The 23,567-nt window shown below is 66.1% G+C and carries 24 protein-coding genes and 1 tRNA gene; 19 read left to right on the forward strand and 6 right to left on the reverse strand.

Annotated elements, in window-relative coordinates; translation table 11 throughout:
* Positions 1-25 precede the first annotated feature (25 nt).
* Entirely contained in the window at positions 26-328 is a 303-nt protein-coding gene (locus ASC78_RS17260) for a hypothetical protein (RefSeq protein ID WP_055804358.1), read from the reverse strand.
* Positions 329-611: 283 nt separating this feature from the next.
* On the opposite strand from ASC78_RS17260, the gene petA reads away from it, so the two are divergent.
* The 6 genes from petA (at position 612) to ASC78_RS17290 (ending at position 4,949) form a co-directional block, all read left to right on the forward strand.
* Positions 612-1,226, forward strand: coding sequence for a ubiquinol-cytochrome c reductase iron-sulfur subunit (petA, locus tag ASC78_RS17265; protein WP_055803707.1), 615 nt, complete (start codon positions 612-614; stop codon positions 1,224-1,226).
* A gap of 14 nt (positions 1,227-1,240) precedes the next feature.
* Positions 1,241-2,677 (forward strand): cytochrome b, encoded by a 1,437-nt coding sequence (locus tag ASC78_RS17270; RefSeq protein WP_055803710.1) that lies wholly within the window; start codon positions 1,241-1,243, stop codon positions 2,675-2,677.
* Between the two features lie 29 nt (positions 2,678-2,706).
* Positions 2,707-3,480 carry a cytochrome c1 gene (locus ASC78_RS17275; RefSeq protein WP_055803713.1) on the forward strand — a complete coding sequence of 258 codons (774 nt, stop codon included), beginning with the start codon at positions 2,707-2,709 and terminating at the stop codon, positions 3,478-3,480.
* Between the two features lie 95 nt (positions 3,481-3,575).
* Positions 3,576-4,187, forward strand: a complete 612-nt coding sequence (locus tag ASC78_RS17280; protein WP_028260168.1) for a glutathione S-transferase N-terminal domain-containing protein — start codon at positions 3,576-3,578, stop codon at positions 4,185-4,187.
* A gap of 30 nt (positions 4,188-4,217) precedes the next feature.
* The gene (locus ASC78_RS17285; protein ID WP_055803717.1) at positions 4,218-4,802 is read left to right on the forward strand and encodes a ClpXP protease specificity-enhancing factor; all 585 of its coding nucleotides are present in this window, start codon (positions 4,218-4,220) and stop codon (positions 4,800-4,802) included.
* Between the two features lie 71 nt (positions 4,803-4,873).
* Positions 4,874-4,949 (forward strand) — tRNA-Thr (locus ASC78_RS17290).
* A 15-nt stretch (positions 4,950-4,964) separates the two neighbouring features.
* Here the strand turns inward: ASC78_RS17290 and ASC78_RS17295 are convergent.
* Positions 4,965-5,369 (reverse strand): YXWGXW repeat-containing protein, encoded by a 405-nt coding sequence (locus ASC78_RS17295; RefSeq protein WP_055803720.1) that lies wholly within the window; start codon positions 5,367-5,369, stop codon positions 4,965-4,967.
* A 152-nt stretch (positions 5,370-5,521) separates the two neighbouring features.
* Between ASC78_RS17295 and ASC78_RS17300 the strand changes: the two genes are divergently transcribed.
* Positions 5,522-6,346, forward strand: coding sequence for a YoaK family protein (locus tag ASC78_RS17300; protein WP_082517572.1), 825 nt, complete (start codon positions 5,522-5,524; stop codon positions 6,344-6,346).
* A gap of 44 nt (positions 6,347-6,390) precedes the next feature.
* Here ASC78_RS17300 and ASC78_RS17305 read toward each other — a convergent pair whose 3' ends face one another.
* A complete protein-coding gene (locus tag ASC78_RS17305; protein ID WP_055803723.1) occupies positions 6,391-7,407 on the reverse strand; it encodes an SDR family oxidoreductase in 1,017 nt (338 codons plus the stop codon).
* Between the two features lie 192 nt (positions 7,408-7,599).
* Here ASC78_RS17305 and ASC78_RS17310 point away from each other — a divergent pair, with 192 nt between their 5' ends.
* Positions 7,600-8,211 carry a DUF1003 domain-containing protein gene (locus tag ASC78_RS17310; RefSeq protein ID WP_055803726.1) on the forward strand — a complete coding sequence of 204 codons (612 nt, stop codon included), beginning with the start codon at positions 7,600-7,602 and terminating at the stop codon, positions 8,209-8,211.
* 16 nt (positions 8,212-8,227) lie between these two features.
* Here ASC78_RS17310 and recJ read toward each other — a convergent pair whose 3' ends face one another.
* Positions 8,228-9,952, reverse strand: a complete 1,725-nt coding sequence (gene recJ, locus ASC78_RS17315) for a single-stranded-DNA-specific exonuclease RecJ (protein ID WP_055803728.1) — start codon at positions 9,950-9,952, stop codon at positions 8,228-8,230.
* Positions 9,949-10,917, reverse strand: coding sequence for a hypothetical protein (locus ASC78_RS17320; protein ID WP_055803731.1), 969 nt, complete (start codon positions 10,915-10,917; stop codon positions 9,949-9,951). The genes recJ and ASC78_RS17320 overlap by 4 nt, the downstream gene beginning before the upstream one ends.
* A 131-nt stretch (positions 10,918-11,048) precedes the next feature.
* Here ASC78_RS17320 and ASC78_RS17325 point away from each other — a divergent pair, with 131 nt between their 5' ends.
* The 3 genes from ASC78_RS17325 (at position 11,049) to ASC78_RS17335 (ending at position 13,693) form a co-directional block, all read left to right on the forward strand.
* Positions 11,049-12,305 (forward strand): lipoprotein-releasing ABC transporter permease subunit, encoded by a 1,257-nt coding sequence (locus tag ASC78_RS17325; RefSeq protein WP_055803734.1) that lies wholly within the window; start codon positions 11,049-11,051, stop codon positions 12,303-12,305.
* The gene (gene lolD, locus ASC78_RS17330) at positions 12,298-13,005 is read left to right on the forward strand and encodes a lipoprotein-releasing ABC transporter ATP-binding protein LolD (RefSeq protein WP_055803737.1); all 708 of its coding nucleotides are present in this window, start codon (positions 12,298-12,300) and stop codon (positions 13,003-13,005) included. The genes ASC78_RS17325 and lolD overlap by 8 nt, the downstream gene beginning before the upstream one ends.
* Before the next feature lie 94 nt (positions 13,006-13,099).
* Positions 13,100-13,693 carry an ATP-dependent Clp protease proteolytic subunit gene (locus tag ASC78_RS17335; protein WP_055804361.1) on the forward strand — a complete coding sequence of 198 codons (594 nt, stop codon included), beginning with the start codon at positions 13,100-13,102 and terminating at the stop codon, positions 13,691-13,693.
* On the opposite strand, the gene ASC78_RS17340 is transcribed toward ASC78_RS17335, so the two are convergent.
* On the reverse strand, positions 13,694-14,080 hold the full coding sequence (locus ASC78_RS17340) for a RidA family protein (protein ID WP_055803740.1): 387 nt from the start codon (positions 14,078-14,080) through the stop codon (positions 13,694-13,696).
* A 174-nt stretch (positions 14,081-14,254) separates the two neighbouring features.
* Here ASC78_RS17340 and ASC78_RS17345 point away from each other — a divergent pair, with 174 nt between their 5' ends.
* From ASC78_RS17345 to ASC78_RS17380, 8 genes are all read left to right on the forward strand, one after another.
* The gene (locus tag ASC78_RS17345) at positions 14,255-15,844 is read left to right on the forward strand and encodes an ABC transporter substrate-binding protein (protein ID WP_235505116.1); all 1,590 of its coding nucleotides are present in this window, start codon (positions 14,255-14,257) and stop codon (positions 15,842-15,844) included.
* Positions 15,845-15,887: 43 nt separating this feature from the next.
* Positions 15,888-16,829 (forward strand): ABC transporter permease, encoded by a 942-nt coding sequence (locus ASC78_RS17350; RefSeq protein WP_055803743.1) that lies wholly within the window; start codon positions 15,888-15,890, stop codon positions 16,827-16,829.
* Between the two features lie 10 nt (positions 16,830-16,839).
* A complete protein-coding gene (locus ASC78_RS17355; protein ID WP_055803745.1) occupies positions 16,840-17,679 on the forward strand; it encodes an ABC transporter permease in 840 nt (279 codons plus the stop codon).
* Entirely contained in the window at positions 17,679-18,713 is a 1,035-nt protein-coding gene (locus tag ASC78_RS17360; protein ID WP_055803747.1) for an ABC transporter ATP-binding protein, read from the forward strand. Before ASC78_RS17355 ends, ASC78_RS17360 begins: the two co-directional genes overlap by 1 nt.
* 142 nt (positions 18,714-18,855) lie before the next feature.
* Positions 18,856-19,833: an ABC transporter ATP-binding protein gene (locus ASC78_RS17365; RefSeq protein ID WP_055803750.1), complete on the forward strand. Its 978-nt coding sequence runs from the start codon at positions 18,856-18,858 to the stop codon at positions 19,831-19,833.
* Positions 19,834-19,835: 2 nt separating this feature from the next.
* Entirely contained in the window at positions 19,836-21,155 is a 1,320-nt protein-coding gene (locus tag ASC78_RS17370; RefSeq protein WP_443082732.1) for an amino acid deaminase, read from the forward strand.
* 10 nt (positions 21,156-21,165) lie between these two features.
* Positions 21,166-22,077, forward strand: a complete 912-nt coding sequence (locus ASC78_RS17375) for a MurR/RpiR family transcriptional regulator (RefSeq protein WP_055803755.1) — start codon at positions 21,166-21,168, stop codon at positions 22,075-22,077.
* On the forward strand, positions 22,071-23,549 hold the full coding sequence (locus ASC78_RS17380) for an N-acyl-D-amino-acid deacylase family protein (RefSeq protein ID WP_055803757.1): 1,479 nt from the start codon (positions 22,071-22,073) through the stop codon (positions 23,547-23,549). The genes ASC78_RS17375 and ASC78_RS17380 overlap by 7 nt, the downstream gene beginning before the upstream one ends.
* Positions 23,550-23,567: the final 18 nt, after the last annotated feature.

Genomic DNA, 23,567 nt, shown 5'->3' on the forward strand with positions numbered 1-23,567 from the left:
CCTCCGGCCAGGAGGGCCCGCACGATCAATTCGTGCCGGTGGTGCCCGTGCCGCCAGTGCCGCTCGTGCCGCCCGTACCGCTGCCGCCGCCGCTGTTGCCGCCGTTGCCGCTCCCAATGGCAGCTGCCAGCCCGACGCTCGCGGCGATGCCGCCGGCTTGGTTGGCCGTGATGCGGCCGAATGAGGAATTGGCCGCACCGGTGGCGCTGGCCGGCTGCGGGCCCGGCGTTTGAACGGGCGGGGGGTTTTGGGGCGGGTTTTGAGCCAGCGCAGAAGAAATACCCACGGCGGCAATAAACGCTGCTGAAACCAATGGCTTAATTTTCATGGCGGACATCCTCGTATTTAGCAATTGACAATGGATCAAGATTAGCAGCTGGCGAAGTGTGCCGCAACTAATTTAGCCTTTTTTACAACCGGCGCGCGTGCAATTCGTTGTGTCGAAATGTCTTGAAAATCCAGATTAATTAATTGTTCTTAATTGGCCTTTGGAGGGGCGCCGCGGAGCGCATTCGCACGTGCTCCGACCGGAGCCGTTGAATATGCGCGCAACAGCCCGCTACAATCGTCGGTTGACCCAAGCTCCAGCGAAGAAGACTTAGAGGATCCCCATGAGTGACATGACCTCCGGCTCCCCCCGGATCGACACAAGCAAGCGGACGTGGTTGATCGCATCCAGCTGTGCCGGCGTAGCGGGAGGCGTGGCCACCGCGATTCCCTTCGTGAGTACGTTCCAGCCTTCCGAGAAGGCCAAAGCCGCAGGTGCCGCGGTCGAGGTGGACATCGCCGGCCTCAAGGTCGGCGAGAAGATCACCGTCGAATGGCGCGGCAAGCCGGTGTGGATCCTCAAGCGCTCGCCCCAGCAGGTTGCCGAGTTGCCCAAGCTCGACGGCCAGCTGGCCGACCCGCTTTCCAAGCGGCATCCCGACGAATTCACCCCCACATACGCGCAGAACGAACATCGTTCGATCAAGCCGGACGTGCTGGTGGTGGTGGGCATCTGCACCCACCTTGGCTGTTCGCCGGTCGACCGCCTGCAGGCCGGCCCGCAGCCCTCGCTGCCTGCCGACTGGGAAGGCGGCTTCCTGTGCCCTTGCCATGGTTCCACGTTCGACCTGGCCGGCCGTGTCTTCAAGAACAAGCCCGCGCCCGACAATCTGCCTGTGCCCCCGCACATGTACCTGTCGGAAACCAAGCTCCTGATCGGCGAAGACAAGAAGGCCTGAGGCAGAAGAAGAACATGGCTGAATTCCACGAAATTTCCCCCAATGCGCCCGCGGGCGAAAAGCTTCTCAACTGGGTCGACAACCGCTTCCCGCTGACCAAGCTCTGGAACGACCAGTGGGGCAAGTACTACGCGCCGAAGAACTTCAACTTCTGGTACATCTTCGGCTCGCTCGCGATGCTGGTCCTCGTGATCCAGATCGTGACCGGCATCTTCCTCGTGATGCACTACAAGCCCGATGCGAACCAAGCGTTCGCTTCGGTCGAGTACATCATGCGCGACGTGCCCTGGGGCTGGCTCATCCGCTACATCCACTCGACCGGCGCCTCGGCGTTCTTCATCGTGGTGTACCTGCACATGTTCCGCGGCCTCATGTATGGCAGCTACCGCAAGCCTCGCGAGCTGATCTGGGTCTTCGGCTGCGCGATCTTCCTGTGCCTGATGGCCGAGGCCTTCATGGGCTACCTGCTGCCCTGGGGCCAGATGAGCTACTGGGGCGCCCAGGTGATCGTGAACCTGTTTGCCGCCATCCCGTTCATCGGCCCTGACTTGGCCCTGCTCATTCGCGGCGACTACGTGGTGAGCGACGCAACGCTCAACCGCTTCTTCAGCTTCCACGTCATCGCCGTGCCGCTGGTGCTGCTCGGCCTCGTGGTGGCCCACCTGATCGCGCTGCACGAAGTGGGTTCCAACAACCCCGACGGCATCGAAATCAAGGCCAATCGCGGCCCCGACGGCCATCCGCTCGACGGCATTCCGTCGCACCCGTATTACACGGTGCACGACATCTTCGGCGTGGTGGTGTTCCTCACGATCTTCTCGGCCGTGATCTTCTTCGCGCCGGAAGCGGGCGGGTACTTCCTCGAGTACAACAACTTCATTCCGGCTGATTCGCTCAAGACGCCGAACCACATCGCGCCGGTCTGGTACTTCACGCCGTTCTATTCGATGCTGCGTGCAACCACCGACGACATGGTGAACGTGTTCGCTCTGATCATCGCCCTGGCCGCGGTGTTCAATTTCGTCAAGGGCAAGTCGAGCACGGCGCTGAAGATTGCGCTTGTCGTGGTCGCAGCCGTGGCGATCTTCCTGCTCAAGGCCTTCGACGCCAAGTTCTGGGGCGTGCTGGTGATGGGCGGCTCGGTCATCATCCTGTTCTTCCTGCCATGGCTCGACAAGAGCGAAGTCAAGTCGATCCGCTACCGCCCGACCTGGCACAAGTATGTCTACGGCGTCTTCGTGTTCCTCTTCCTGATCCTGGGCTACCTGGGCATCCAGGCGCCCGGCGTCTGGGGCAACCTGGTCATCGGTTCGTTCGTGCTGGACATCGCGCAGACCATTTCGCAGATCGGCACGCTTTTCTACTTCGGTTTCTTCCTGCTCATGCCGTGGTGGAGCAGCAAGGGCGAGTTCAAGACCGTGCCCGACCGCGTGACCTTCGCCGCCCATTGAAAAGCCCAAGAGAGCTTGAGAGAAACACGATGAAGAAAAGCATTTCTGGCTGGCTCGCGGTTGCAAGCCTGGCATTGGGCCTGACCTTTTCCGCAGCAGCATCGGCCGAATCCGGCGGCCTTGCCTGGGACAAGGCGCCCAACAAAACCACCGACGTCGCCTCGCTGCAGAACGGCGCCAAGCTGTTCGTGAACTACTGCCTGAACTGCCATTCGGCGGCCTTCATGCGCTACAACCGCCTGCAGGACATCGGCATCACCGAGCAGCAGATCAAGGACAACCTTCTGTTCGCCACCGACAAGGTTGGCGAGACCATGAAGGCCAACATCGACGCGCGCCAGGCCAAGGACTGGTTCGGCACCACGCCGCCCGACCTGACGCTGGTGGCACGTTCGCGCGCCGGCCACGGTGGCACCGGTGCCGACTACCTGTACACCTACCTGCGCACCTACTACCGCGACGACACCAAGGCCACCGGCTGGAACAACCTGGTATTCCCGGCCGTCGCCATGCCCAACCCGCTGTGGGAGCTGCAAGGCGAACGCCGTCCGGTCTACAGCAAGGTCGTGCAGCATGGCCATGAGACCGAAGTGTTCAAGGGCTGGGAGCAAGTCACCCCCGGCACCATGACGTCGCTGCAGTTCGACAGCGCGGTCGGCGACCTGGTGAGCTACCTGCAATGGATGGCTGAACCGGCGCAGAACACGCGCATCCGCATCGGCGTGTGGGTGCTGCTGTTCTTGCTCATGTCGTTGGTTTTCGTGTGGCGACTGAACGCCTCGTACTGGAAAGACGTCAAGTAGTTCCGTCCACGCCGACCGGACGCTGTGCGCGCCCGGTCCCACAGAGTGGGTTGCCAACGCGACCCACTCTTTTTGATTTTTAGGAGTCTCTCGCCATGATGGTCTTGTATTCAGGAACGACCTGCCCCTTTTCCCACCGCTGCCGCTTCGTGTTGTTCGAGAAGGGCATGGACTTCGAAATCCGCGACGTCGACCTCTACAACAAGCCTGAAGACATCGGCGTGATGAACCCGTATGGACAGGTGCCGATCCTGGTCGAGCGCGACCTGATCCTGTATGAGTCGAACATCATCAACGAGTACATCGACGAGCGCTTTCCGCATCCGCAGCTGATGCCCGGCGACCCGGTCGACCGCGCGCGCGTGCGCCTGTTCCTGCTCAATTTCGAGAAGGAACTGTTCGTGCACGTGGCCACGCTCGAGAACCGCACGGCCAAGGGCAACGAGAAGGCGCTCGAAAAGGCCCGCGCGCACATCCGTGACCGCCTGACGCAGCTTGCCCCGGTGTTCCTCAAGAACAAGTACATGCTGGGTGATAACTTCTCGATGCTCGACGTGGCGATTGCGCCGCTGCTCTGGCGCCTCGACTACTACGGCATCGACCTCAGCAAGAATGCGGCGCCGCTCCTGAAGTACGCAGAGCGCATCTTCTCGCGCCCGGCCTACATCGAAGCGCTCACCCCGTCCGAAAAGGTCATGCGCAAGTAACTCTGCGTCCAACCGTTCTCCGCTGCTTTCATGATCAACGCGCTCGAGTCGTCCTCCACCCGCCCGTACCTCATCCGGGCGCTGTACGAATGGTGCACCGACAACGGGTTCACGCCCTATGTCGCGGTGCAGGTGGACGAGACCGTCCAGGTGCCGCGCGAGTATGTGAAAAACGGCGAGATCGTGCTGAACATCAGTTTCGATGCGACCAGTTCGCTCAAGCTCGGCAATGACTTCATCGAGTTCAAGGCCCGCTTTGCGGGCAGTGCGCGCGAAATCGTCGTGCCCGTGGGCCGGGTGATTGCCATCTACGCCCGCGAGAACGGGCAAGGCATGGCTTTTCCCGCTCCCGTTCCCGCCGGCAGCAATGCCGATGGGAGTGGCGCCGCATCACCGGCTGGCGCTGCGCCGTCGGCCCAGGGGCCAGCCCGCATGCCGCTGCGCGACGCGTCGCGCGGCACCGAGGGCGACGCCGGAAAAATCGTGCACCTCGTGCCGGACGAAGCGGCCGATGGCGGCAATGATCACGTCGGCTTGCCGGTCGATCCAGACGACGAGCCGCCGCGCCCGCCGGCCGGAGGAGGCAGCCGTCCGTCGCTCAAGCGGGTGAAGTAGCAGAAGAACAGCAGGACGGACCTGGGCGGGCGGCTTTCGCCGCACCGCTAAAATCCAAAAAGAAAATTCGTGCCGCTTTAGCTCAGTTGGTAGAGCACCCGCCTTGTAAGCGGAAGGTCGTCAGTTCGATTCCGACAAGCGGCACCATCTCCCCACAGGGGATCAGCAACGGCCTTTCTTGGCCTGTCCGGGCGGGCAGTGGCCTCCACCGCCGCCGCCATGGCCTTCGCGCTCGGCGTGGTGCGGATGTTGTTCCGCGCGCCGCCAGTTGCCTTCCATCCATCGCCAACCACCGTCCGCCTGCACCCAGCGGCCCGGCGCGTAAGCGTAGTCAGGTCGTGCCGCCTGCCAGAAACCCGTACGCCAGACGTAGGCGCGTTCGTTCCATTGCCAACGGCCGGGCACCCACACCTGGCCTGCGCGCGGTCCCGGCATCGGCTCGTAGCGCGGCGCGGGCGGCGCCACCTGGATCAGGCCAGGCAGGTTGATATTGACCGACACCTGTGCCGCGGCGGGCAGGGCAGACGCGGCCAACGCGGCGGCAACCAGGAGAGTGGAGACTTTCATTGAAACCCTTGAAGTTGAGAACACGCATGCACAACGCAGGCCGGCGCAAAGTGTAATCAGAACATTCCTGAGGGCCCGGGCCGCTGAACCGTGGTACGCAAGCGCGCGGCCATTCCTTCAAGTGCTAGAGTCCAAGCGCACGCAGCACGCCGATGCGCAGACTACGCTTCCTCACCCACCGCCACCGCGCCCCCTCCACCAACCGGGTGCTCGGCCTTCTCCTGGCCTTCAATGCCGGTGCGGTGAATGCGGGGGGCTTTCTGGTGCTGCACACGTACACCTCGCACATGACGGGCTTCGCTTCGCAGTTTGCGGACGGCCTGGTGCTCGGCAACACGAAGCTTCTCTTGAATGCGCTGGGCGCCATCCTTGCTTTTGTGTTGGGCGCGGCCGTGTGCGCGATTCTGGTGAACTGGGGCCGCCAGCATCGCCTGCGCAGTGTCTACGCGGTGCCGCTGCTGCTCGAGGCGGCGCTCATGTTCCCGTTCGGCCTGATGGGCGCCATCACGCTGACCTGGTCGACGCCGTTTGCCGTGCCGCTCACCGTGCTGCTGCTCTCGTTCATCATGGGCCTGCAGAACGCCGTCGGCTCCAAGACTTCCGGTGGCAGCGTGCGCACCACCCACATGACGGGCAACATCACCGACGTGGGCATGGAGCTGGGCAAGCTGATCTATTGGAACGGGCATGCCACGCCGGCACATGCCATGGTTCGCCATGATCGCCGCAGGATTCGAATGGCGGGCGGGCTGATCGGCATGTTCGTTCTGGGCGGTATCGTCGGCGCGCTAGGCTTCAGCTATCTGGGCTTCGTCTGCGTGGTGCCGCTCGCAGCCTTGCTGCTGGCCGTCTCGGTGCCACCGCTCACGCGGGACATACCGCGCTCCCGAACGCTGCAGAAGCTTCTTGCTGCCATCGGCGTGAAGTCACCCGGCCGGAGACGGCCCGCAGGTGCCGATACATCGTCCGAACGCTGACCGGCGCCCGCGAGTTGAGCCGCCAGCCGCTGGCGCGCGCGGTTTCAGATTGCGCCGACGCTGCCCGTGATCGGCAGCACGATGCCTGTGATGTAGCTGGCGCAGCTTGGCGCGGCCAGGAACACATAGGCGGGAGACAGCTCCTCGGGTTGTGCCGGCCTCTGCAGGTCGGTCTTCTTGCCGAAGTCCTTCACCTTCTCGGGCGGGCTGTCCGCCGGGTTCAAGGGGGTCCACACCGGCCCCGGCGCGACCGCGTTCACTCGGATGCCCTTGGGCAGCAGGTTGCTGGCCAGTGACTTGGTGAACGCATGAATGGCACCCTTGGTGGTCGAGTAGTCGAGCAGGTGCGCGCTTCCTTCCAGGCCCGTGACCGAGCCGGTGTTGATGATCGACGCGCCCTGGCCCAGGTGCGGCACCGCAGCGCGCGCCATTTGGAAGTAGCCGAAAACATTGGTCTTGAGCGTGAGGTCGAAGCGCTCGTCGGTGATGTCCTCGATCGAGGCCGCGTGCAATTGGAACGCCGCATTGTTCACGAGGATGTCGAGCTTGCCGAAGGCTTGGAGGGTCTTGTCGATGGCGTCGCGGCAGAACGCCGGTTCGCACACGTCGCCCTTGATCAGGATGCAGCGCGCGCCTTCGTTCTCGACGTGGCGCCGTGTTTCCTCTGCGTCCTCGTCTTCTTCCAGGTAGACGATGGCCACGTCGGCGCCTTCACGGGCATAGAGCACCGCCACGGCGCGGCCAATGCCCGAATCCCCGCCGGTCACCAGCGCCGCCATGCCCTCGAGCTTGCCGCTGCCCTTGTAATCCGGCGCCTCGAAGCGGGGGCGCAGCGCCATCTCCGCTTCCAGGCCTGGCTTGCTCAAGTGCTGTGCCGGCATCGGATTGACCGGCTGGGACCGCGGGCCGGCTTGCGCCGGCTGGCCGGATTTCTTGGCCGCCGGCTTTGCGCTGTCTTTCGCGTCCTGCTCGCGTTGGACTGCACGGTGCCTGGAGGCCGTGTGGGCTGTTCCTCCCCGGCTTTTGGCTGACTTTGCGGATGATGCGGTGGTCGATTTCATGGTGCTTGGGCTCCTCATGTGAACGACCACCGTAAAACTCTGGTGCCCCGCCTGCGTAGGAATCCGTCCCGACTGCTCGCCCGTCGTGTCGCGCGATTTCCGCTTCGCTTGCAAGGAGTAACGACGCACGCCTACGCCCCTGCCGCGGGGGCTTGCGCATCGTCAGGGCTTCCCGACTCTGGAGCAGGGGCGATGCAGCCTGAAAAGGAAACGAAGGAAGCCGGCAAACGCAAAGGAAACGGCAACAGAAGCAATGGCAACGGCAACGGCAAGGCAAATCGCCCGCGCCGCAAGCATCCTTCGCTCCAGGCATTGACGCACCGGAACATCGAGTCGATTCTGGAGCTGGAAGAAGAAAGCCGGCGCGCAAAGCCGATGCTTTACAGGCTGGTTTCCCGCATCTCGCGCTTTTGCGGCACGGTGGCGTTCCTGTGGTGGAACCTCGGATTTTTTGCCGCCTGGATCCTGCTCAACCAGTTTGTCTGGCGCATCGATCCGTACCCCTTCACCTTTCTGCTCGTCCTGGTTTCCATCGAGGCCATCGTGCTGGCGATCATGATCCTGATCAGTCAGAACATGTCTGCCGAGGTAAGCGAGCATCGGCACCACCTCGACCTGCAGGTCAATCTGCTGAACGAACGAGAAATGACCGCGTTGCTGCGCCTTGCGACCCGCATGGCGGAAAAACTCGAACTGCCCTTGGAATCCCACGAGGAGGTGAAAGCCCTGACGGAGCGCGTCGATCCCGGCAAGGTGCTGCACCAGATCGTGGAGGCTGAGGCCTCGCACGAGGAGCGCGGCTGACGGGAAGGCGGAGCCGCTAGGGCAGCTCTGCGCCTTCGACCAGAAAGCGCACGCGCCGCACACCCTGCCATTCGTCGGCATCGAGCCGGAAGGCCAGCTTCACGCGCGCGGGCAGCGGATCGGTATGGCCGAACCAGATACCATCGACCGGCTGCCCCTGATGCCGCAGCTTGAGCGCGAGGTGCTTCTCGCCCACCAGGCGCTGCGACACCACCTCCACTTCTTCGCTGAAAGTGGGCGGGGCGAAACCCTGGCCCCACACCTCGCGGTGCAGCGTGTCGACCAGGTCGATGCGCATGTACTCGCGGGCCAGCGGCCCGTCGGTGTCGAGGCGGCGCGTCAGGGTGGCGGCGTCGAGCCACTCGTGCGCCACTTCGGCCAGCGCCTGTTCGAAAACCTCGAACTTCTCGCGCGCGACGGTGCAGCCGGCTGCCATCGCGTGGCCACCGAAGCGCAGCAGCACGCCCGGATGGCGCTTCGCCACCAGGTCGAGCGCATCGCGCAGGTGAAAGCCCGGAATCGAGCGGCCGGAACCCTTGAGCTCGTGTTCCTTGCCCGGCGCGCCGCTTGCGGCAAACACGAAGGTCGGGCGGTGAAAGCGGTCCTTGATGCGCGAGGCCACGATGCCGACCACGCCTTCATGAAAGTCGGCATCGAACACGCTGATGGCGGCCGGCGGTGCTTCGCCGCCATCGGCCGTAGGGCCGAACAGCGATTCGGCCAGCAGCAGCGCCTGGTCGCGCATGCCGCCCTCGATGTCGCGCCGCTCGCGGTTGATGCCGTCGAGCATGCGCGCCAACTCGTCGGCGCGGCCGGCATCGTCGGTCAGTAGGCATTCGATGCCCAGCGTCATGTCGGCCAAGCGGCCGGCGGCGTTGATGCGCGGACCGAGTGCAAAGCCGAAGTCGAATGTGGTGGCCACCGCGGCATTGCGTCCCGCGGCCTTGAACAGCGCCGCAATCCCCGCCGGCAGCGCCCCAGCGCGAATGCGCCGAAGGCCCTGTGCGACGAGCCGGCGGTTGTTGGCGTCGAGCTTCACCACGTCGGCCACGGTGCCGAGTGCCACCAGCGGAAGCAGCACGTCCAGCTTGGGCTGCGTGGCCGCGGTGAAAACGCCGCGTGCGCGCAGTTCGGAGCGCAGCGCCAGCAGCACGTAGAACATCACGCCCACGCCGGCGATGCTCTTGCTTTCGAAACCGCAGCCGACCTGGTTGGGATTCACCAGCACGTCGGCGGCCGGCAGTTCAGGGCCCGGCAGGTGATGGTCGGTCACCAGCACCTGCAGCCCGCGCGCCTTGGCGGCGGCCACGCCCTCGACGCTGGCAATGCCGTTGTCGACGGTGATCAGCATGTCGGCGCCGCTGTCCGCCACCCGCTCGGCGATTGGCGACGTGAGACCGTAGCCGTCGACCACGCGGTCGGGCACCAGGTAGCTCACGTTTTTTGCGCCGAGAAGGCGCAGGCCGCGCACCGCCACGGCGCACGCGGTGGCGCCGTCGCAGTCGTAGTCGGCCACGATGCACAGGCGCTTGTCCTGTGCCATGGCATCGGCCAGCAGCACCGCTGCCTCGCGCGCGCCGTGCAGGGTGTCGGGCGGCAGCAGGCGCGCCAGGCCGTCGTCGAGGTCGTCCTTGGCAAGCACGCCGCGCGCGGCGAAGAGGCGTGCGAGCAGTGGGTGTACGCCGGCCTGCTCGAGCGCCCAGACCGTGCGGGGCGGAATCTCTCTCGCGATGATTTTCATAGCGCCTCGAGCACGCTCGCGGCGCGCGGCCGGTCGAACAGGCTTCGGGCCCAGCCCACCAGTCCGCGCTGCTGCACCGCGTAGCGCTGCGCCGCGCGGTCGCCGCACAGCGTGAGCATGACGTCGGCGCCGGCGGTGTACTCGGCCAGCAGGCTTGCGAGGGTGCTTGCGTCGAGCGCCTGCCAGGCTTCGGCCCAGCCCGGTCCGTCGTCGCGCAGCGCGGCCACGCGCAGCGCGTCGCTCACGGTCGGTGGCTCGGTGTCGGCCGGGGGAATGCCCGTGGGCAGCGCGCCAGTGCCGCTGAGCCAGAAAGAGTTGATCGGCGGCACGCCGCGCGCGGCGCGATCGTCGTTGACGCGCTGGGTATAGAGCAGCATCTGCATTTCGTTCTGAAGCCGACGCAGCGGCCGTGCGGCTTCGGCCAGGGGCGACCATTGCGAAATGCGATGGCCCACCGCGCGGTCGATGGACGCCGTGGCCAGTCCGTCGAAGATGTGCGCGCGCGCCAGCCAGCGGCCGGGGATGGCGGACGGGTGCAGGGCAATGCCGTCTTCGTCGAAGAAAGGATGCGCGGCGGCCAGCAGCGTGGCCGATTCGGCGGCGTCGATCTCGATGGCGGCCGGGTCGCCCAGCACAACGTCGTCGATGCCCACTTGCCAGTTGCACAGCGAGACCAGGCCCCAGCCTTCGTGGTCGCCCGGTTCGGCGATGCCGGCCTGCCTGGCTTCCAGCGCGGCCCATGGAATGCAGCCATCGGCCGCCGGGATGCCCAGCGCCTTGGCGAGCGCCCGTTCATGGGGCGGTGAGCGCGTGCTTTCGTCCTGCGTGTCGGTCTCCGCCAGCGAAAGGCGGGAGAGCAGGGCCTCGAGGTTGGGCAGCCGGAGAGAGGGCCATGCCGCGCGGCATGCCGGGGAACCGCGGCCGGCAAAGGGAATCAACAGATGACGGGGGAGAGGTTCGGCCATTTCCCTATTGTCCGGGATGCTAGGATGAAAAGCCCCCCGCAGCGCCATTGGCGCATCCCGATTGGGGGGCGCACCTGTCAGCCCGGCAAAGCCGTATCCGCGGTGCTCCTGGCTGAGCTCAAACTGAAAATATGCGACTTCCTTACGAACTGCAGCTCGGCTGGCGCTATACCCGCGCAGGCCGCGCGACGCGGCGCAACGGCTTCATCTCCTTCATCTCCGGCGTGTCGATGCTCGGCATTGCATTGGGGGTGGCGGCGCTGATCATTGTGCTCAGTGTGATGAACGGCTTCCAGAAGGAGGTGCGCGATCGCATGCTCGGCGTGGTGTCGCACATCGAGATTCTTTCCCGCGACGGCCAGGCGCTGCCCGACATCGACGCCATCACGGCGGCGGCGCGCAAGAACCCCGAGGTGATCGGCGCCGCGCCCTTCATTGCCACGCAGGCACTCATTGCGCGCGGCGAAGACATGAAGGGCACGCTGGTGCGCGGCATCGTGCCCAAGCTCGAACCCGAGGTCACCGACATTGCCACCACCGCGCAAAAGGGCACGCTCGACAAGCTGGTGCCGGGCCAGTTCGGCATTGTGCTCGGCGGCGAGTTGGCGCGCTCGCTGTTCGTGCAGCCGGGCGACCAGGTCACGCTGGTGGCGCCAGGCGGGCAGGTCACGCCCGCGGGCGTGGTGCCGCGGCTCAAGCAGTTCACCGTGGTGGGCACCTTCGATTCGGGCCACTACGAATACGACTCGGCGCTGGCCATGATTCATGCGGAAGACGCCCAGCGCGTGTTCCGGCTCGACGGGCCGACCGGCATCCGCATCAAGCTCAAGGACCTGAACGAGGCGCGTGACGTGGCCGACCAGATGGCCGTCACGCTGCCTGGCCAGTTCCTCATTCGCGACTGGACGCGCCAGAACAAGACCTGGTTTGCGGCCGTGCAGGTCGAGAAACGCATGATGTTCATCATCCTCACGCTCATCGTGGCGGTGGCGGCCTTCAACCTGGTGTCCACGCTAGTGATGACCGTGACCGACAAGCGCGCCGACATCGCCATCCTGCGCACGCTGGGCAGTTCGCCGCGCAGCATCATGGGCATCTTCGTGGTGCAGGGGGCAATGGTCGGCGTGATCGGCACCGTGGCCGGGCTGTTGCTGGGGCTGGGCATCGCCTACAACATCGACGTGATCGTGCCGGCGCTCGAGCGGCTCTTCCATGCCAGCTTTTTGCCGAAGGACATCTACCTGATCAGCAAGATGCCGAGCGATCCGCAGCGAAGCGACATCATGCCGATCGCGATCATTTCCCTGGTCCTGGCTTTCCTGGCCACGCTGTATCCGAGCTGGCGCGCCAGCCGCGTCAATCCCGCCGAGGCCCTGCGCTATGAGTGAACAACAAAATGCCGCCACGCCGGGCAATGGCGTGGTGCTGAAGGCGCGCGGCCTGACCAAGCGCTTCCATGAAGGGCGCATCGACCTCACCGTGCTGCACGGTGTCGACCTCGACGTGCGCGCCGGAGAAACGCTGGCGATCGTTGGCGCTTCGGGTTCCGGCAAGAGCACGCTGCTGCACCTGATGGGCGGACTCGACGGGCCTACGGCCGGCAGGGTCGAACTGCTCGGCAAGGACATCGCGCATGCCGACGCGGCCCAGCAGGGGCGGCTGCGCAACGAGCACCTCGGCTTCGTCTACCAGTTTCACCACCTGCTGCCCGAGTTCAGCGCGCTCGACAACGTGGCGATGCCCCTCAAGATCCGGCGGATGGCGCCCGCGCAGGCGGCGGCCGCTGCCACCAAGATTCTCGAAAGCGTGGGCCTGGGCGAGCGCTTGCACCATCGGCCGGCCGAGCTCTCCGGCGGCGAGCGCCAGCGCGTGGCCATTGCACGTGCGCTGGTCACGCAGCCGGCTTGCGTGCTGGCCGACGAGCCCACGGGCAACCTCGACCGCAACACGGCCGACACCGTGTTCGAGCTGATGATCGAGCTGGCGCACAAGCACCGCACCGCCTTCGTGATGGTCACGCACGACCAGGAGCTTGCCAAGCGCTGCGATCGCGTGCTGCAACTGGTGGCAGGGCGGCTGGCCGGCTGAGTTGCAGCTGCCGCTTGCCACGGTGCCTGCAATGTCGCGAAACTGTGTGCCTGGCCGGCAAGATGCCGTTCAATCACAGGAGCGCTTCTTCATCATGCAAACCGACGACGACACCCCACCCGCGGCCACGGCCGAGCCGCGCAATTCCTACCTGGAAGAAAAAGCCTTCAAGTCGCGCACGCTGCTGATTTTTGGCAGCATCACCGACGCCGTGGCCGCCGACGTGACGCGCCGGCTCATCGCGCTCGATGCCGACAGTCCTGAAAAACCCATCGACATTCTCGTGAGCTCGCCCGGCGGCCACCTGGAGTCGGGCGATGCCATCCACGACATCGTGCGTTTCATCAGCGCACCGGTGAACATGATCGGCACCGGCTGGGTGGGCAGCGCCGCCACGCACCTTTACTTGTCGGTCCCCCGCGAGCGGCGTGTGTGCCTGCCCAACACGCGCTTTTTGATTCACCAGCCCAGCGGCGGCGCAGGCGGGCAGGCGACCGACATCGCGATCCAGGCGCAGGAAATCATCAAGGCGCGGCATCGCATCGCGCACGAGATTGCGCGCGAGACCGGCAAGCCGATCGACGTGGTGTTGGCCGACATCGAGCGCGACCGCTGGCTGTCGGCCGCGGAGGCGGTCGAGTACGGGCTGGTCTCGCGCATCATCCAGCGCAAGACCGAGCTGCTGTAGTTATTTGGGCTTGTAGGCCACCACGTCGATCTCGACCTTGGCGTCGACCATCAGCCGTGCCTCGGTGGTCGAGCGTGCCGGCTTGTTTTCACCGAAGTAGCTCATGTAGATGCGGTTGAAGGCACCAAAGTCGCGCGCGTCCTGCAGCCAGACCGTGCTCTTGCAGACGTCGTCGAGCGTGGCGCCGGCCAGCGCCAGCACTTTTTTCAGGTTTTCCATCACTTGGCGCGTCTGCGCCTCGATACCGCCCACCACGATCTCGCCTTCGGCATTGGCAGGCACCTGGCCCGACACGTAGATGAAATCGCCGGCGCGCACGGCCGGGGAGAAAGGACGTGCCTGGCGGTCAGAGGCGACGGGCGGGGCGCCGAGGTATTCGAGCGGCATGGGAGAACTCCTGAAGTGAAGACGAGGAAGAAAAGAGGGATCCCAAGTATCCGCCCAATCTGAAAATCCCTTTCAGAATAACCCTAAAACGAGGGTTAACACGGATGATTTGGCATGGATAGTGCTTCAAAGTGCGGGCCGAAGAGAAAATTTCTTTCACAAACAGCCTGCCCCATGAAGGAGTTCCCCATGTTCCACGCCGGTCTTGTCCAGCGCCTGCCGAAGCTGTCGAAGCGCAGCCTGCTGGGCGCTTCCCTGCTCGCGATGCTGTGTGCCGCGCTGCCTCACCAGCAAGCGCATGCCCAGGGGCCGCGCACCTTCGCCACGCTGGCCATGGTGGCCGAACCGCAGACGCTCGACCCGATGGCCTCGACGGCCGACCTGGTCGGAACCATCATGCAGCACGTGTACGAGACGCTCTACACCTTCGACGCCAAGTGGAACGTGGTGCCGATGCTGGCCGAGACCATGCCCAAGATCTCCGCCGACGGCAAGACCTACGCCATTACCCTGCGCAAGGGCGTGATGCTGCACAACGGCCGCGAACTCAACGCCGACGACGTGGTAGCCAGCCTGCAGCGCTGGATGGACCAGTCGCCGCGCGGCAAGGCCGTGGGCAAGGAAATCGAGAGCCTCAAGGCCAAGGGCCCGCTGGGCGTGGAGATCGTGCTGAAGGCGCCGTATGCGCCGCTGCTCTCGCAGCTCGCATTGCCCAGCGGCATGGCGGCCATCATGGCCAAGGATTCCATCGCTTCGCCGCTGAAGGATTTCGTCGGCACCGGTCCCTACAAGTTCAAGGAGCGCCGCCCCGACCAGTTCGTGCTGCTCACGCGCTTCGACAAGTACACGGCGCGCAAGGAGCCGGCAAGCGGCTATGGCGGCAAGCGCGAAGCCGCCATCGAAGAACTGCGCTTCGTGCCTGTGCCCAACGCCAGCACGCGCGTCGAAGGTGCGCTGGCCGGCCAGTACGACTTTGCCGACCTGCTGCCGGTCGAGGCCCTGCCGCGCCTTGAAAAGTCCGGCGGCAAGACCGTGCCGATCATGACGCCGTCGTTCGGTTTCCCGTATCTCGTGCTCAACACCAAGGAAGGCGTGGCCGCCAACCAGGCCCTGCGCCAGGCGATCCAGTCGGCGCTCGGCGAAGGCGAGATGCTCGCGGCCGGCTTCGGCGACACGCGCTTCTTCGTGGCCGAAGGCAACCACTTCCCCAAGGGCTCGCCGTTCTATTCGACCGCCGGCACCACGCTCTACAACGAGCGCAACGCTGCCAAGGCCAAGGAGGCCGCGGCCAAGGCGGGCTACAAGGGCGAGCCGATCCGCGTGCTCACCAGCCGCCAGTACGACTTTCACTACAACATGTCGCTGCTGATGGCCGAGCAGCTCAAGCGCGCCGGGTTCAAGGTCGACCTGAGCGTGGTCGACTGGGCCACGCTGGTGCAGCGCCGCAACGATGCGAAGTTGTGGGACATCTACGTGACGCACTCGGGCCAATTCCCCGAGCCGATGCTTTCGCCGCCGCAGCTTGGCGACGGCGCGCCCGGCTGGTGGGACACGCCCGCCAAGAAGTCCGCCCTGCAGGCCTTCAATGTCGAAAGCGATCCAGCCAAGCGCGGCGCGCTGTGGGGCAAGGTGCAGCAGGTGGTCTACGAAGAAGTGCCGTACATCAATGTCGGCAAGTTCAACGGGCTGTCGGCCAAGAGCCCGGCGCTGGACAACTACCAGCCCGCGACCTGGCCGTTCTTCTGGAACGCCCGGATCAAGTAATGGGACTGGCCGCTCGCGCATTGCCTCGACAAGACTGCATCCCATGATCCGTTACATCGCCTCCCGTGCCGCCGGCATGCTCGTCGTGCTCGCCATCGTGGCGGTGCTCGTCTTCGTGCTCACGCGCGCGGCCTCGGGCGATCCGGTTTCGGTGTTGCTCGGCGACCAAGCCACCGCGGTGGACATTGCCCGCGTGCAGAAGGAGTACGGGCTCGACAAGCCGCTGCCCGTGCAGTTTGGCTACTGGCTGCGCGAAGTGCTGCAGGGCAACCTCGGCACCTCCATCTTCCTGCAGCGGCCGGTGACGCAGGCGCTCTGGGAGCGTGCCGAGCCCACCACGCTGCTCGCGCTGATGGCCGTCGCCATTGCCGCGCTCATCGGCGTGCCGTGCGGCATCGTCTCGGCGGTGTTCCGCGGGCGCGTGGTCGACCAGCTCTTCACCGGCATTGCGATGCTCGGCGCGAGCATTCCGAGCTTCTGGCTCGGCATCGTGCTGATCCAGATATTCGCGGTGTCGTTTGGCTGGTTTCCGGTGTCGGGGTACGGCGCGCCCGACGCGCCTTTCGCGGAGCGGCTGCATGCGCTGGTGCTGCCGGCCACGGTGCTGGGTTTGCTGAACTCGGCGCTCATCATCCGCTTCACGCGGGCCTCGATGCTCGACGTGCTGGGCGAGGACTATGTGCGCACCGCGCGCTCCAAGGGCCTGAGCGAAAGCACGGTGGTGCTCAAGCATGCGCTGCGCAACGCGCTGGTGCCGATCGTCACGGTGATCGGCCTCACGGTCGCGCTGATGATCGGCGGCGCCGTCATTACCGAGACCGTGTTCGGCCTGCCGGGCGTCGGCAACCTGGTCGTGAGCGCGGTGCTGCGGCGCGACTATCCGGTGATCCAGGGCGCGCTGCTCGTGATTGCGGCGATCTACGTGCTGATCAATTTTTCGATCGACCTGCTGTACGCCGTCGTCGATCCGCGTGTGAAGGTTTGAGAGCAACACCATGCAAATGCCCCGAATGCTCCGCCAGCTGATGCATCGCCGCATCGTGATGATCTCCGCGCTGGTGCTGCTGGTGATTGCGGTGCTCGCCATCGGCGCGCCGCTGTTCGCCTCCATCGACCCCAACGACACGGCGGTGCTGCAGCGCCTGAAAGGTCCGAGCGCCGAGCACCTGCTGGGCACCGACGAGCTCGGCCGCGACATGTACTCGCGCATCGTGCACGGTGCGCGCTACTCGCTTGCCATCGCGGCGCTCACTGCGCTGGGTTCGGTCATCGCCGGCACCGTGCTGGGCCTGATGGCCGGCTTCTTCCGCCGGCTCGACACGCCGCTGATGCGTGTGGTCGACGCGATGATGTCGTTCCCCGACATCCTGCTTGCCATTGCGCTCGTGGCCATCCTCGGGCCTTCGCTCATCAACACGGTGCTGGCGCTGGTGCTGGTCTACACGCCGCGCGTGGCGCGGGTGGTGCGGGCCTCGACGCTGGTGGTGCGGGAGCTGCTGTTCGTCGAAGCCGTGCGCGCGCTGGGCGTGCGCACCTCGCGCATCCTGTGGCGGCACATCTTGCCGAACCTGATGTCGCCCATCCTCGTGCAGGTGTCGTTCATCTTCGCCTACGCCATCCTGGCCGAGGCGGGGCTCTCGTTCCTCGGCGTCGGCGTGCCGCCGGAGATCCCGACCTGGGGCACCATGGTCGCGGGCAGCCAGCAGTACGCGCACCAGGCCTTCTGGGTGGTGCTCTTCCCGGGACTCGCGATCATCTTCACGGCACTTTCGCTGCAACTGCTGGGCGACGGCGTGCGGGACCTGCTCGACCCCAAACTGAAGAAGACCCTGTGATGACGACCACGAAAACACCGCGTCTTCAGGTCAGCAACCTGAGCACCAGCTTTCCCACCGAGGACGGCCTGATCCGTTCGGTGGCCGACGTGAGCTTTTCGATCCAGCCCGGCAAGACCACGGCGCTGGTCGGCGAATCGGGCTCGGGCAAGTCGGTCACCAGCCTCACGCTGATGCGCCTCCTGCCCAAGACCGCGAATGCGCAGGTCAGCGGCCGGGCCGCTTTCGTGACCCGCGAAGGCAAGACGCTCGACCTGCTGCAGATCGGCGAACGCGAGATGCGCAGCCTGCGCGGCAACCAGCTGTCGATGATCTTCCAGGAGCCGATGACCAGCCTGAACCCGGTCTTCACCATCGGCGAGCAGATTGCCGAGAGCGTGCGGCTGCACAAGGGGCTGGACCGCAAGGCGGCCATGGCCCACGCGCTGCGCATGCTGGAGCTGGTCGAGATTCCGGCTGCGGCGCAGCGCATCCACGAGTATCCGCACCAGCTTTCGGGCGGCATGCGCCAGCGCGTGATGATTGCGCTGGCCATGGCCTGCGACCCGACGCTGCTGATTGCCGACGAGCCCACCACCGCGCTCGACGTGACCATCCAGGCGCAGATCCTCGAGCTCATGCGCCGGCTGCAGGCCGAGACCGGCATGAGCATCCTCTTCATCACCCACAACCTGGGCGTGGTCGCGCACCATGCGGACGACGTAGTGGTGCTCTATGCGGGCCGCGTGGTCGAGAGCGCGCCCGTGCGGCCGCTGTTCGCGCAGCCCGAGCATCCGTATACGCAGGGCCTGTTGGCGTGCCTCCCGGGCAAGGCGCGGTTGCCGGGGCAGCCCAAGCCGAAGCGGCTGTTCGCGATTCGTGGGCAGGTGTCGAGCCCGCTTGCGCCGCCGCCGGGGTGTGCTTTCGAGCCGCGTTGCGACCATGCGCTGCCGGGTTGCAAGGAGGCGATTCCGCCGCTCATCGACATCCGTCAGGACCGCCAGGCGCGATGCATCCGCGTGCAGCCGGACGCAACCCTCGCGAGAGCTGCATGACGAGCGCGCTGTCCCCGTCTTGCCCCCTCTCCCGCGTGCGGGAGAGGGCTGGGGTGAGGGTGACCCCTGTGGCCTTCGCATGCACCCTCATCCCCCGCCTTCTCCCGCAAGCGGGAGAAGGGGCCAATACAACATTCCCACGATGACCACCGCCGCTCCCCTCATCGAAGTCCGCGGACTCAAAAAATACTTCGGCAGCAGCGACCGTCCGGTGCGCGCGGTCGACGACGTGTCGTTCGCCATCCAACCCGGCGAAACCCTGGGCCTCGTCGGCGAATCCGGTTCCGGCAAAAGCACCATCGGCCGCACCGTGCTGCGCCTTGTCGAGCGCACCGCGGGCCAGGTGCTCTACCGCGGCGACGACATCGGCGTGCTGTCGGGCGAACGCATGCGCAAGCTGCGCAGCAAGCTGCAGATCATTTTCCAGGACCCGTATGCGAGCCTGAACCCGAAGATGCGCATCAGCGCCATCCTCGGCGAGGCGCTGTCCACGCACGGCCTGCACAAGGGCGCCACGGCGCGCGACAAGCGCATTGCCGAGCTGCTCGAAACCGTGGGCCTGCGCGCCGAGCATGCGAGCCGCTTTCCGCACGAGTTCTCGGGCGGCCAGCGCCAGCGCATCGGCGTGGCGCGCGCGCTCGCGGTCGAGCCCGAGTTCATCGTGGCCGATGAGCCGCTGTCGGCGCTCGACGTGTCGATCCAGTCGCAGGTCATCAACCTCTTGGCCGACCTGCGCGAGCGGCTCGGCCTCACCATGCTCTTCATCTCGCACGACCTCGACGTGGTCGAGTACCTGTGCGATCGCGTGGTGGTGCTGTACCTCGGCAAGGTGATGGAAGTGGCCACCACCGATGAGCTGTTCGCGCGGCCCTCGCACCCCTACACGCAAGCGCTTTTGGCCGCGAGCCCGAAGCCCGACCCCACACTCGCAACGGAGCGCATCGCGCTCAAGGGCGACATTCCCAGCCCGATTTCGCCGCCATCGGGTTGCGTGTTCCGCACCCGCTGCCCGCACGCTATTGACGCTTGCGCACGGACGGTGCCGCCGCTCGACGAGATTTCTCCCGGACACTACAGCGCCTGCATCCGCAAGGAACTGCTCTCCCAAATTGCCGCATGACCATGACCGACACCATTGCCACCGCCGCTACAGCCGACAAGGATTTCAACGACCCGGTGCTGGGCAGCAACTTCAAAGGCTACCCGCGCACCCAGCCGCCGCGCCGCCGCAGCGAGGTGGGCGCCGCGGGCTGGAACGTGCTGGCCGGTGACCTGCCGCTGCCGCTGGCCGTGCTCAAGCGCGAGGCGCTGGAGCACAACCTGGCGTGGATGCAATCGCGCGTGCGCGAGTGGGGCATCGACCTTGCGCCGCACGGCAAGACCACCATGTCGCCGCAGCTCTTTCAGCGCCAGCTCGATGCCGGCGCCTGGGGCCTCACCTTCGCCACGGTGACGCAGCTGGCGGTGGGCGTCGCGGCCGGTGCGCGCCGCACGCTCATCGCCAACCAGGTGGTCAGCGATGAAGACCTGGCCGGAATCCAGTTGCTGTTGCAGGCGCACGCGGACCTGCGCGTGGTGTTTCTGGTCGATTCGCTCGCGCAGCTCACGCTGATCGAAGACTGGTCGAAGCGCCATCCCGAGAGCGTGCCCTTCGAGGTGATGCTCGAAATCGGCGTCGAGGGCGCGCGCACCGGCTGCCGAACGCATGAAGAGGCGGTGGCGCTCGCCACGCGCCTGCGCGCCAGCGACGCGGTCAAGCTCGTTGGCATCGAGACGTATGAAGGGCAGGGCGCTACCGGTTCCAGCGAACCCGACACGGCCTACGCCAACGCGCTGATGGACCGCGTGGAAGCCATCGCGCGCCACTGCGACGCGCAGCAGCTGTTCGAGACCGATGAGGTGCTGGTCTCGGCCGGCGGTTCGGCCATCTTCGACTTGGTGGCGGGCCGCCTGAAGCCCGCGCTCAATTCGCCGGTGCGCGGCCTGCTGCGCTCGGGCTGCTATGTCACGCACGACCATGGCTTCTACAAGCGCATGGTGAGCGCGGTCGATGAGCGCCTGGGCTGCGATTGCGGCGAGAGCCTGCGCCCCGCGATGGAAGTTTGGGCCACGGTGCAGTCGCGGCCCGAGGCCGGCCTCGCCATCCTGGCCGTCGGCAAGCGCGACATCTCCTTCGATCTCTCGATGCCCGTGCCGATCGCGCGCGCCGCACGCGGCATGCTCGAAGCGGAGGACGTGCCCGCCGGCTGGAAGATCACCGCGCTCAACGACCAGCACGCCTACCTCCGCTGGGATGCGTCCGAAGAAGCACAGGCCCCGGTGGTCGGCGACCGCGTCGGCCTCGGCATTTCGCACCCTTGCACCACCTTCGACAAATGGCGCTGGATGCCGGTGGTCGAAGAGAACTACCGCGTGAGCGACGCCGTCGCCATGCATTTTTGAACGCGTGCCGATGACTCCCTCATTGCTTCAGAAGATCGCCGAGCTCCGCAGCAGCGCGCCCGCCACGCGGCGCGCGATTCTCGACCTCATTCTCGAAGACCCCGACCGCGCGCTGGAAGAAAGCTTCGAGCAGCTGGCCGAGCGCTCGCGCAGCTCGGTGCCCACCATCATGCGAACCTGCCGCGACCTGGGCTTTGCGGGGCTGCGCGAATTCAAGCTTGCTCTGGCACAAGAGCTCGCGCTCGGTGGATCGCCCCTGCACCGGCGTGTGAATATCGAGGATGCGGCCGATGAAGTGGTCGGCAAGATCGCGCGTAGCGCCGCGGCCTCGGTGTCGGGCGTGCGCGGGCAGCTCGACATGCAGGTGCTCGAAGGAGCGGTCGCCGCCATCGCCGCCGCGCCGCACGTGGACCTGTACGGCGCCGGAGCCACCTCGTGGTTCATGGCCAACGACCTGCAGGCGCGACTCTTCAGGCTGGGCCTCTCGGCCAACGCCTGGACCGACTATCACCTGCAGCAGGTGGCGGGTGCGGCGCAGCGTCCGGGCGGGGTGGTCATTGCCATCTCGCACGTGGGCGGTATGCCCTCGCTGCTTGATGCCGTGGACATTGCGCGCGGACAGGGCGCCAAGGTGGTCGCGCTCACGCGGCCCGGCACTGCGCTGGCAGCCAAGGCCGACTTCCTGCTGGGTCTCTCGGTGCCCGACGACGCCGTAATGCACGTGGGCATCGACGCCTACCTGACGCATCTCACCGCCATCGAAATTCTCACGGTGCTGGTGGCCCAGCGCCGCGGCGAGCCCGCCGTGCAGCGCCTGCAGCGCGCACGCGAAGCCTTCCAGCGCCATGGCATCGACGCCTCCACGCATCCGCTTCAAAGCTGGGACGGCGGCGGCATCAACAGCAAAGGCCGCGCATGGTGAGCAGCGCCAAAGCCATCCTGCTCGAAGCCGGCCTGGTGGTCGATGGTTCGGGCGGACCTTCGTGGCTGGGCGACGTGCTGTTGCAAGGCGACCGCATCGTCGCGCTCGGCGAAGGGCTGCGCGAGCGCTTGCCCGAAGGACTGACGCTGGCGAACATCGATGTCGTCGACTGCCGCACGAAGGTGATTGCACCCGGCTTCATCGACGCGCATACGCATGACGACGCCATCGTGCTGCGCGACCCGCTGTGCCTGCCCAAGGTGTCGCAAGGCATCACCACGGTGGTGACGGGCAACTGCGGCATCTCGCTCGCGCCTTACCGCACGCCGCAGTCCAAGCCACCGCTCACGCTGCTGGGCGCGGAATCGTTCAAGCACGCCACCATGGCCGACTACCGCACGGCCGTCGATGCGGCGCAGCCCGCGCTCAACGTGGCGGCGCTGGTGGGCCACACCACTTTGCGCTTCGCGGCCATGGAAGCGCTCGACCGGCCCGCGAGTGGCGACGAGCTCGCGCGCATGTCGGCGCTCCTCGACAGCTGCATGGCCGACGGCGCGCATGGCCTGTCGTCTGGCCTTTTCTACGAAGAAGCGTTTGCCGCCCCGGCCGAAGAAGTGACCGCGCTCGCGCGCATTGTGGCAAGGCACGGCGGCATCTACGCCACGCACCTGCGCAGCGAGATGCAGCAGATCATCGAGGCGCTGCACGAAGCGGGCGACACGGCCTTCAGCGCCGGCGTGCCGCTGGTCATCTCGCACCACAAGTGCGCCGGCCCCGCCAACTGGGGCCGCACGAAGGAAACGCTGCCGCTGATCGAGGCGCTCGCCGAGCGGCAGAAGATCTCGATGGACGTGTACCCCTACGTGGCCGGGTCCACGGTGCTGCGCGAAGACCTGGTCGACGGCGTCATCGACGTGCTGCTGACCTGGTCCGACCCGCACCCGGAAATGACAGGACGCCTGATCTCCGACATTGCCCGCGAATGGGACACTACCGAGCAGGAGGCCTGCCTGCGCCTGAAGCCCGGCGGCGCCTGCTATTTCCAGATGCAGGAAGAAGACGTGGAGCGCGTCATCGCGCATCCGCTCACCATGATCGGCAGCGACGGCCTGCCGCACGACCGCCATCCGCATCCACGCCTGTGGGGGGCCTTTCCACGCGTGTTCGCGCGCTACTGGCGCCAGCGCCGCCTGTTCACGCTCGAGCAGGCGGTGCACAAGATGACCGGCATGACCGCGCGCAACCTGCGCATTGCCGACCGCGGCCTGCTGCGCGCCGGCGCCATGGCAGACGTGGTGGTGTTCGACCCCGAGACCATCGCCGACACCGCCACCTACGACAAGCCGCATGGCGTGAGTCTGGGCGTGGAGCGGGTGTTAGTGAACGGCGTGCTGGCGTATCGCGGCGGGCAAGGCGAGGGAGCCAGCGTGCTCGCGCGAGCCGGCCGCATGCTGACACGCGCCGGCGCGTAGCAGAGGCAGCGGCAACGC

Source organism: Variovorax sp. Root318D1, assembly GCF_001424835.1.
Classification (GTDB): Bacteria; Pseudomonadota; Gammaproteobacteria; order Burkholderiales; family Burkholderiaceae_C; genus Variovorax.

What these genes read in the sequence shown, in the direction of transcription:
- ASC78_RS17260 (WP_055804358.1), bottom strand. Translation starts at nt 328, where the DNA reads ATGAAAATTAAGCCATTGGTTTCAGCAGCGTTTATTGCCGCCGTGGGT.
- petA (WP_055803707.1), top strand. Translation starts at nt 612, where the DNA reads ATGAGTGACATGACCTCCGGCTCCCCCCGGATCGACACAAGCAAGCGG.
- ASC78_RS17270 (WP_055803710.1), top strand. Translation starts at nt 1,241, where the DNA reads ATGGCTGAATTCCACGAAATTTCCCCCAATGCGCCCGCGGGCGAAAAG.
- ASC78_RS17275 (WP_055803713.1), top strand. Translation starts at nt 2,707, where the DNA reads ATGAAGAAAAGCATTTCTGGCTGGCTCGCGGTTGCAAGCCTGGCATTG.
- ASC78_RS17280 (WP_028260168.1), top strand. Translation starts at nt 3,576, where the DNA reads ATGATGGTCTTGTATTCAGGAACGACCTGCCCCTTTTCCCACCGCTGC.
- ASC78_RS17285 (WP_055803717.1), top strand. Translation starts at nt 4,218, where the DNA reads ATGATCAACGCGCTCGAGTCGTCCTCCACCCGCCCGTACCTCATCCGG.
- ASC78_RS17295 (WP_055803720.1), bottom strand. Translation starts at nt 5,369, where the DNA reads ATGAAAGTCTCCACTCTCCTGGTTGCCGCCGCGTTGGCCGCGTCTGCC.
- ASC78_RS17300 (WP_082517572.1), top strand. Translation starts at nt 5,522, where the DNA reads ATGCGCAGACTACGCTTCCTCACCCACCGCCACCGCGCCCCCTCCACC.
- ASC78_RS17305 (WP_055803723.1), bottom strand. Translation starts at nt 7,407, where the DNA reads ATGAAATCGACCACCGCATCATCCGCAAAGTCAGCCAAAAGCCGGGGA.
- ASC78_RS17310 (WP_055803726.1), top strand. Translation starts at nt 7,600, where the DNA reads ATGCAGCCTGAAAAGGAAACGAAGGAAGCCGGCAAACGCAAAGGAAAC.
- recJ (WP_055803728.1), bottom strand. Translation starts at nt 9,952, where the DNA reads ATGAAAATCATCGCGAGAGAGATTCCGCCCCGCACGGTCTGGGCGCTC.
- ASC78_RS17320 (WP_055803731.1), bottom strand. Translation starts at nt 10,917, where the DNA reads ATGGCCGAACCTCTCCCCCGTCATCTGTTGATTCCCTTTGCCGGCCGC.
- ASC78_RS17325 (WP_055803734.1), top strand. Translation starts at nt 11,049, where the DNA reads ATGCGACTTCCTTACGAACTGCAGCTCGGCTGGCGCTATACCCGCGCA.
- lolD (WP_055803737.1), top strand. Translation starts at nt 12,298, where the DNA reads ATGAGTGAACAACAAAATGCCGCCACGCCGGGCAATGGCGTGGTGCTG.
- ASC78_RS17335 (WP_055804361.1), top strand. Translation starts at nt 13,100, where the DNA reads ATGCAAACCGACGACGACACCCCACCCGCGGCCACGGCCGAGCCGCGC.
- ASC78_RS17340 (WP_055803740.1), bottom strand. Translation starts at nt 14,080, where the DNA reads ATGCCGCTCGAATACCTCGGCGCCCCGCCCGTCGCCTCTGACCGCCAG.
- ASC78_RS17345 (WP_235505116.1), top strand. Translation starts at nt 14,255, where the DNA reads ATGAAGGAGTTCCCCATGTTCCACGCCGGTCTTGTCCAGCGCCTGCCG.
- ASC78_RS17350 (WP_055803743.1), top strand. Translation starts at nt 15,888, where the DNA reads ATGATCCGTTACATCGCCTCCCGTGCCGCCGGCATGCTCGTCGTGCTC.
- ASC78_RS17355 (WP_055803745.1), top strand. Translation starts at nt 16,840, where the DNA reads ATGCAAATGCCCCGAATGCTCCGCCAGCTGATGCATCGCCGCATCGTG.
- ASC78_RS17360 (WP_055803747.1), top strand. Translation starts at nt 17,679, where the DNA reads ATGACGACCACGAAAACACCGCGTCTTCAGGTCAGCAACCTGAGCACC.
- ASC78_RS17365 (WP_055803750.1), top strand. Translation starts at nt 18,856, where the DNA reads ATGACCACCGCCGCTCCCCTCATCGAAGTCCGCGGACTCAAAAAATAC.
- ASC78_RS17370 (WP_443082732.1), top strand. Translation starts at nt 19,836, where the DNA reads ATGACCGACACCATTGCCACCGCCGCTACAGCCGACAAGGATTTCAAC.
- ASC78_RS17375 (WP_055803755.1), top strand. Translation starts at nt 21,166, where the DNA reads ATGACTCCCTCATTGCTTCAGAAGATCGCCGAGCTCCGCAGCAGCGCG.
- ASC78_RS17380 (WP_055803757.1), top strand. Translation starts at nt 22,071, where the DNA reads ATGGTGAGCAGCGCCAAAGCCATCCTGCTCGAAGCCGGCCTGGTGGTC.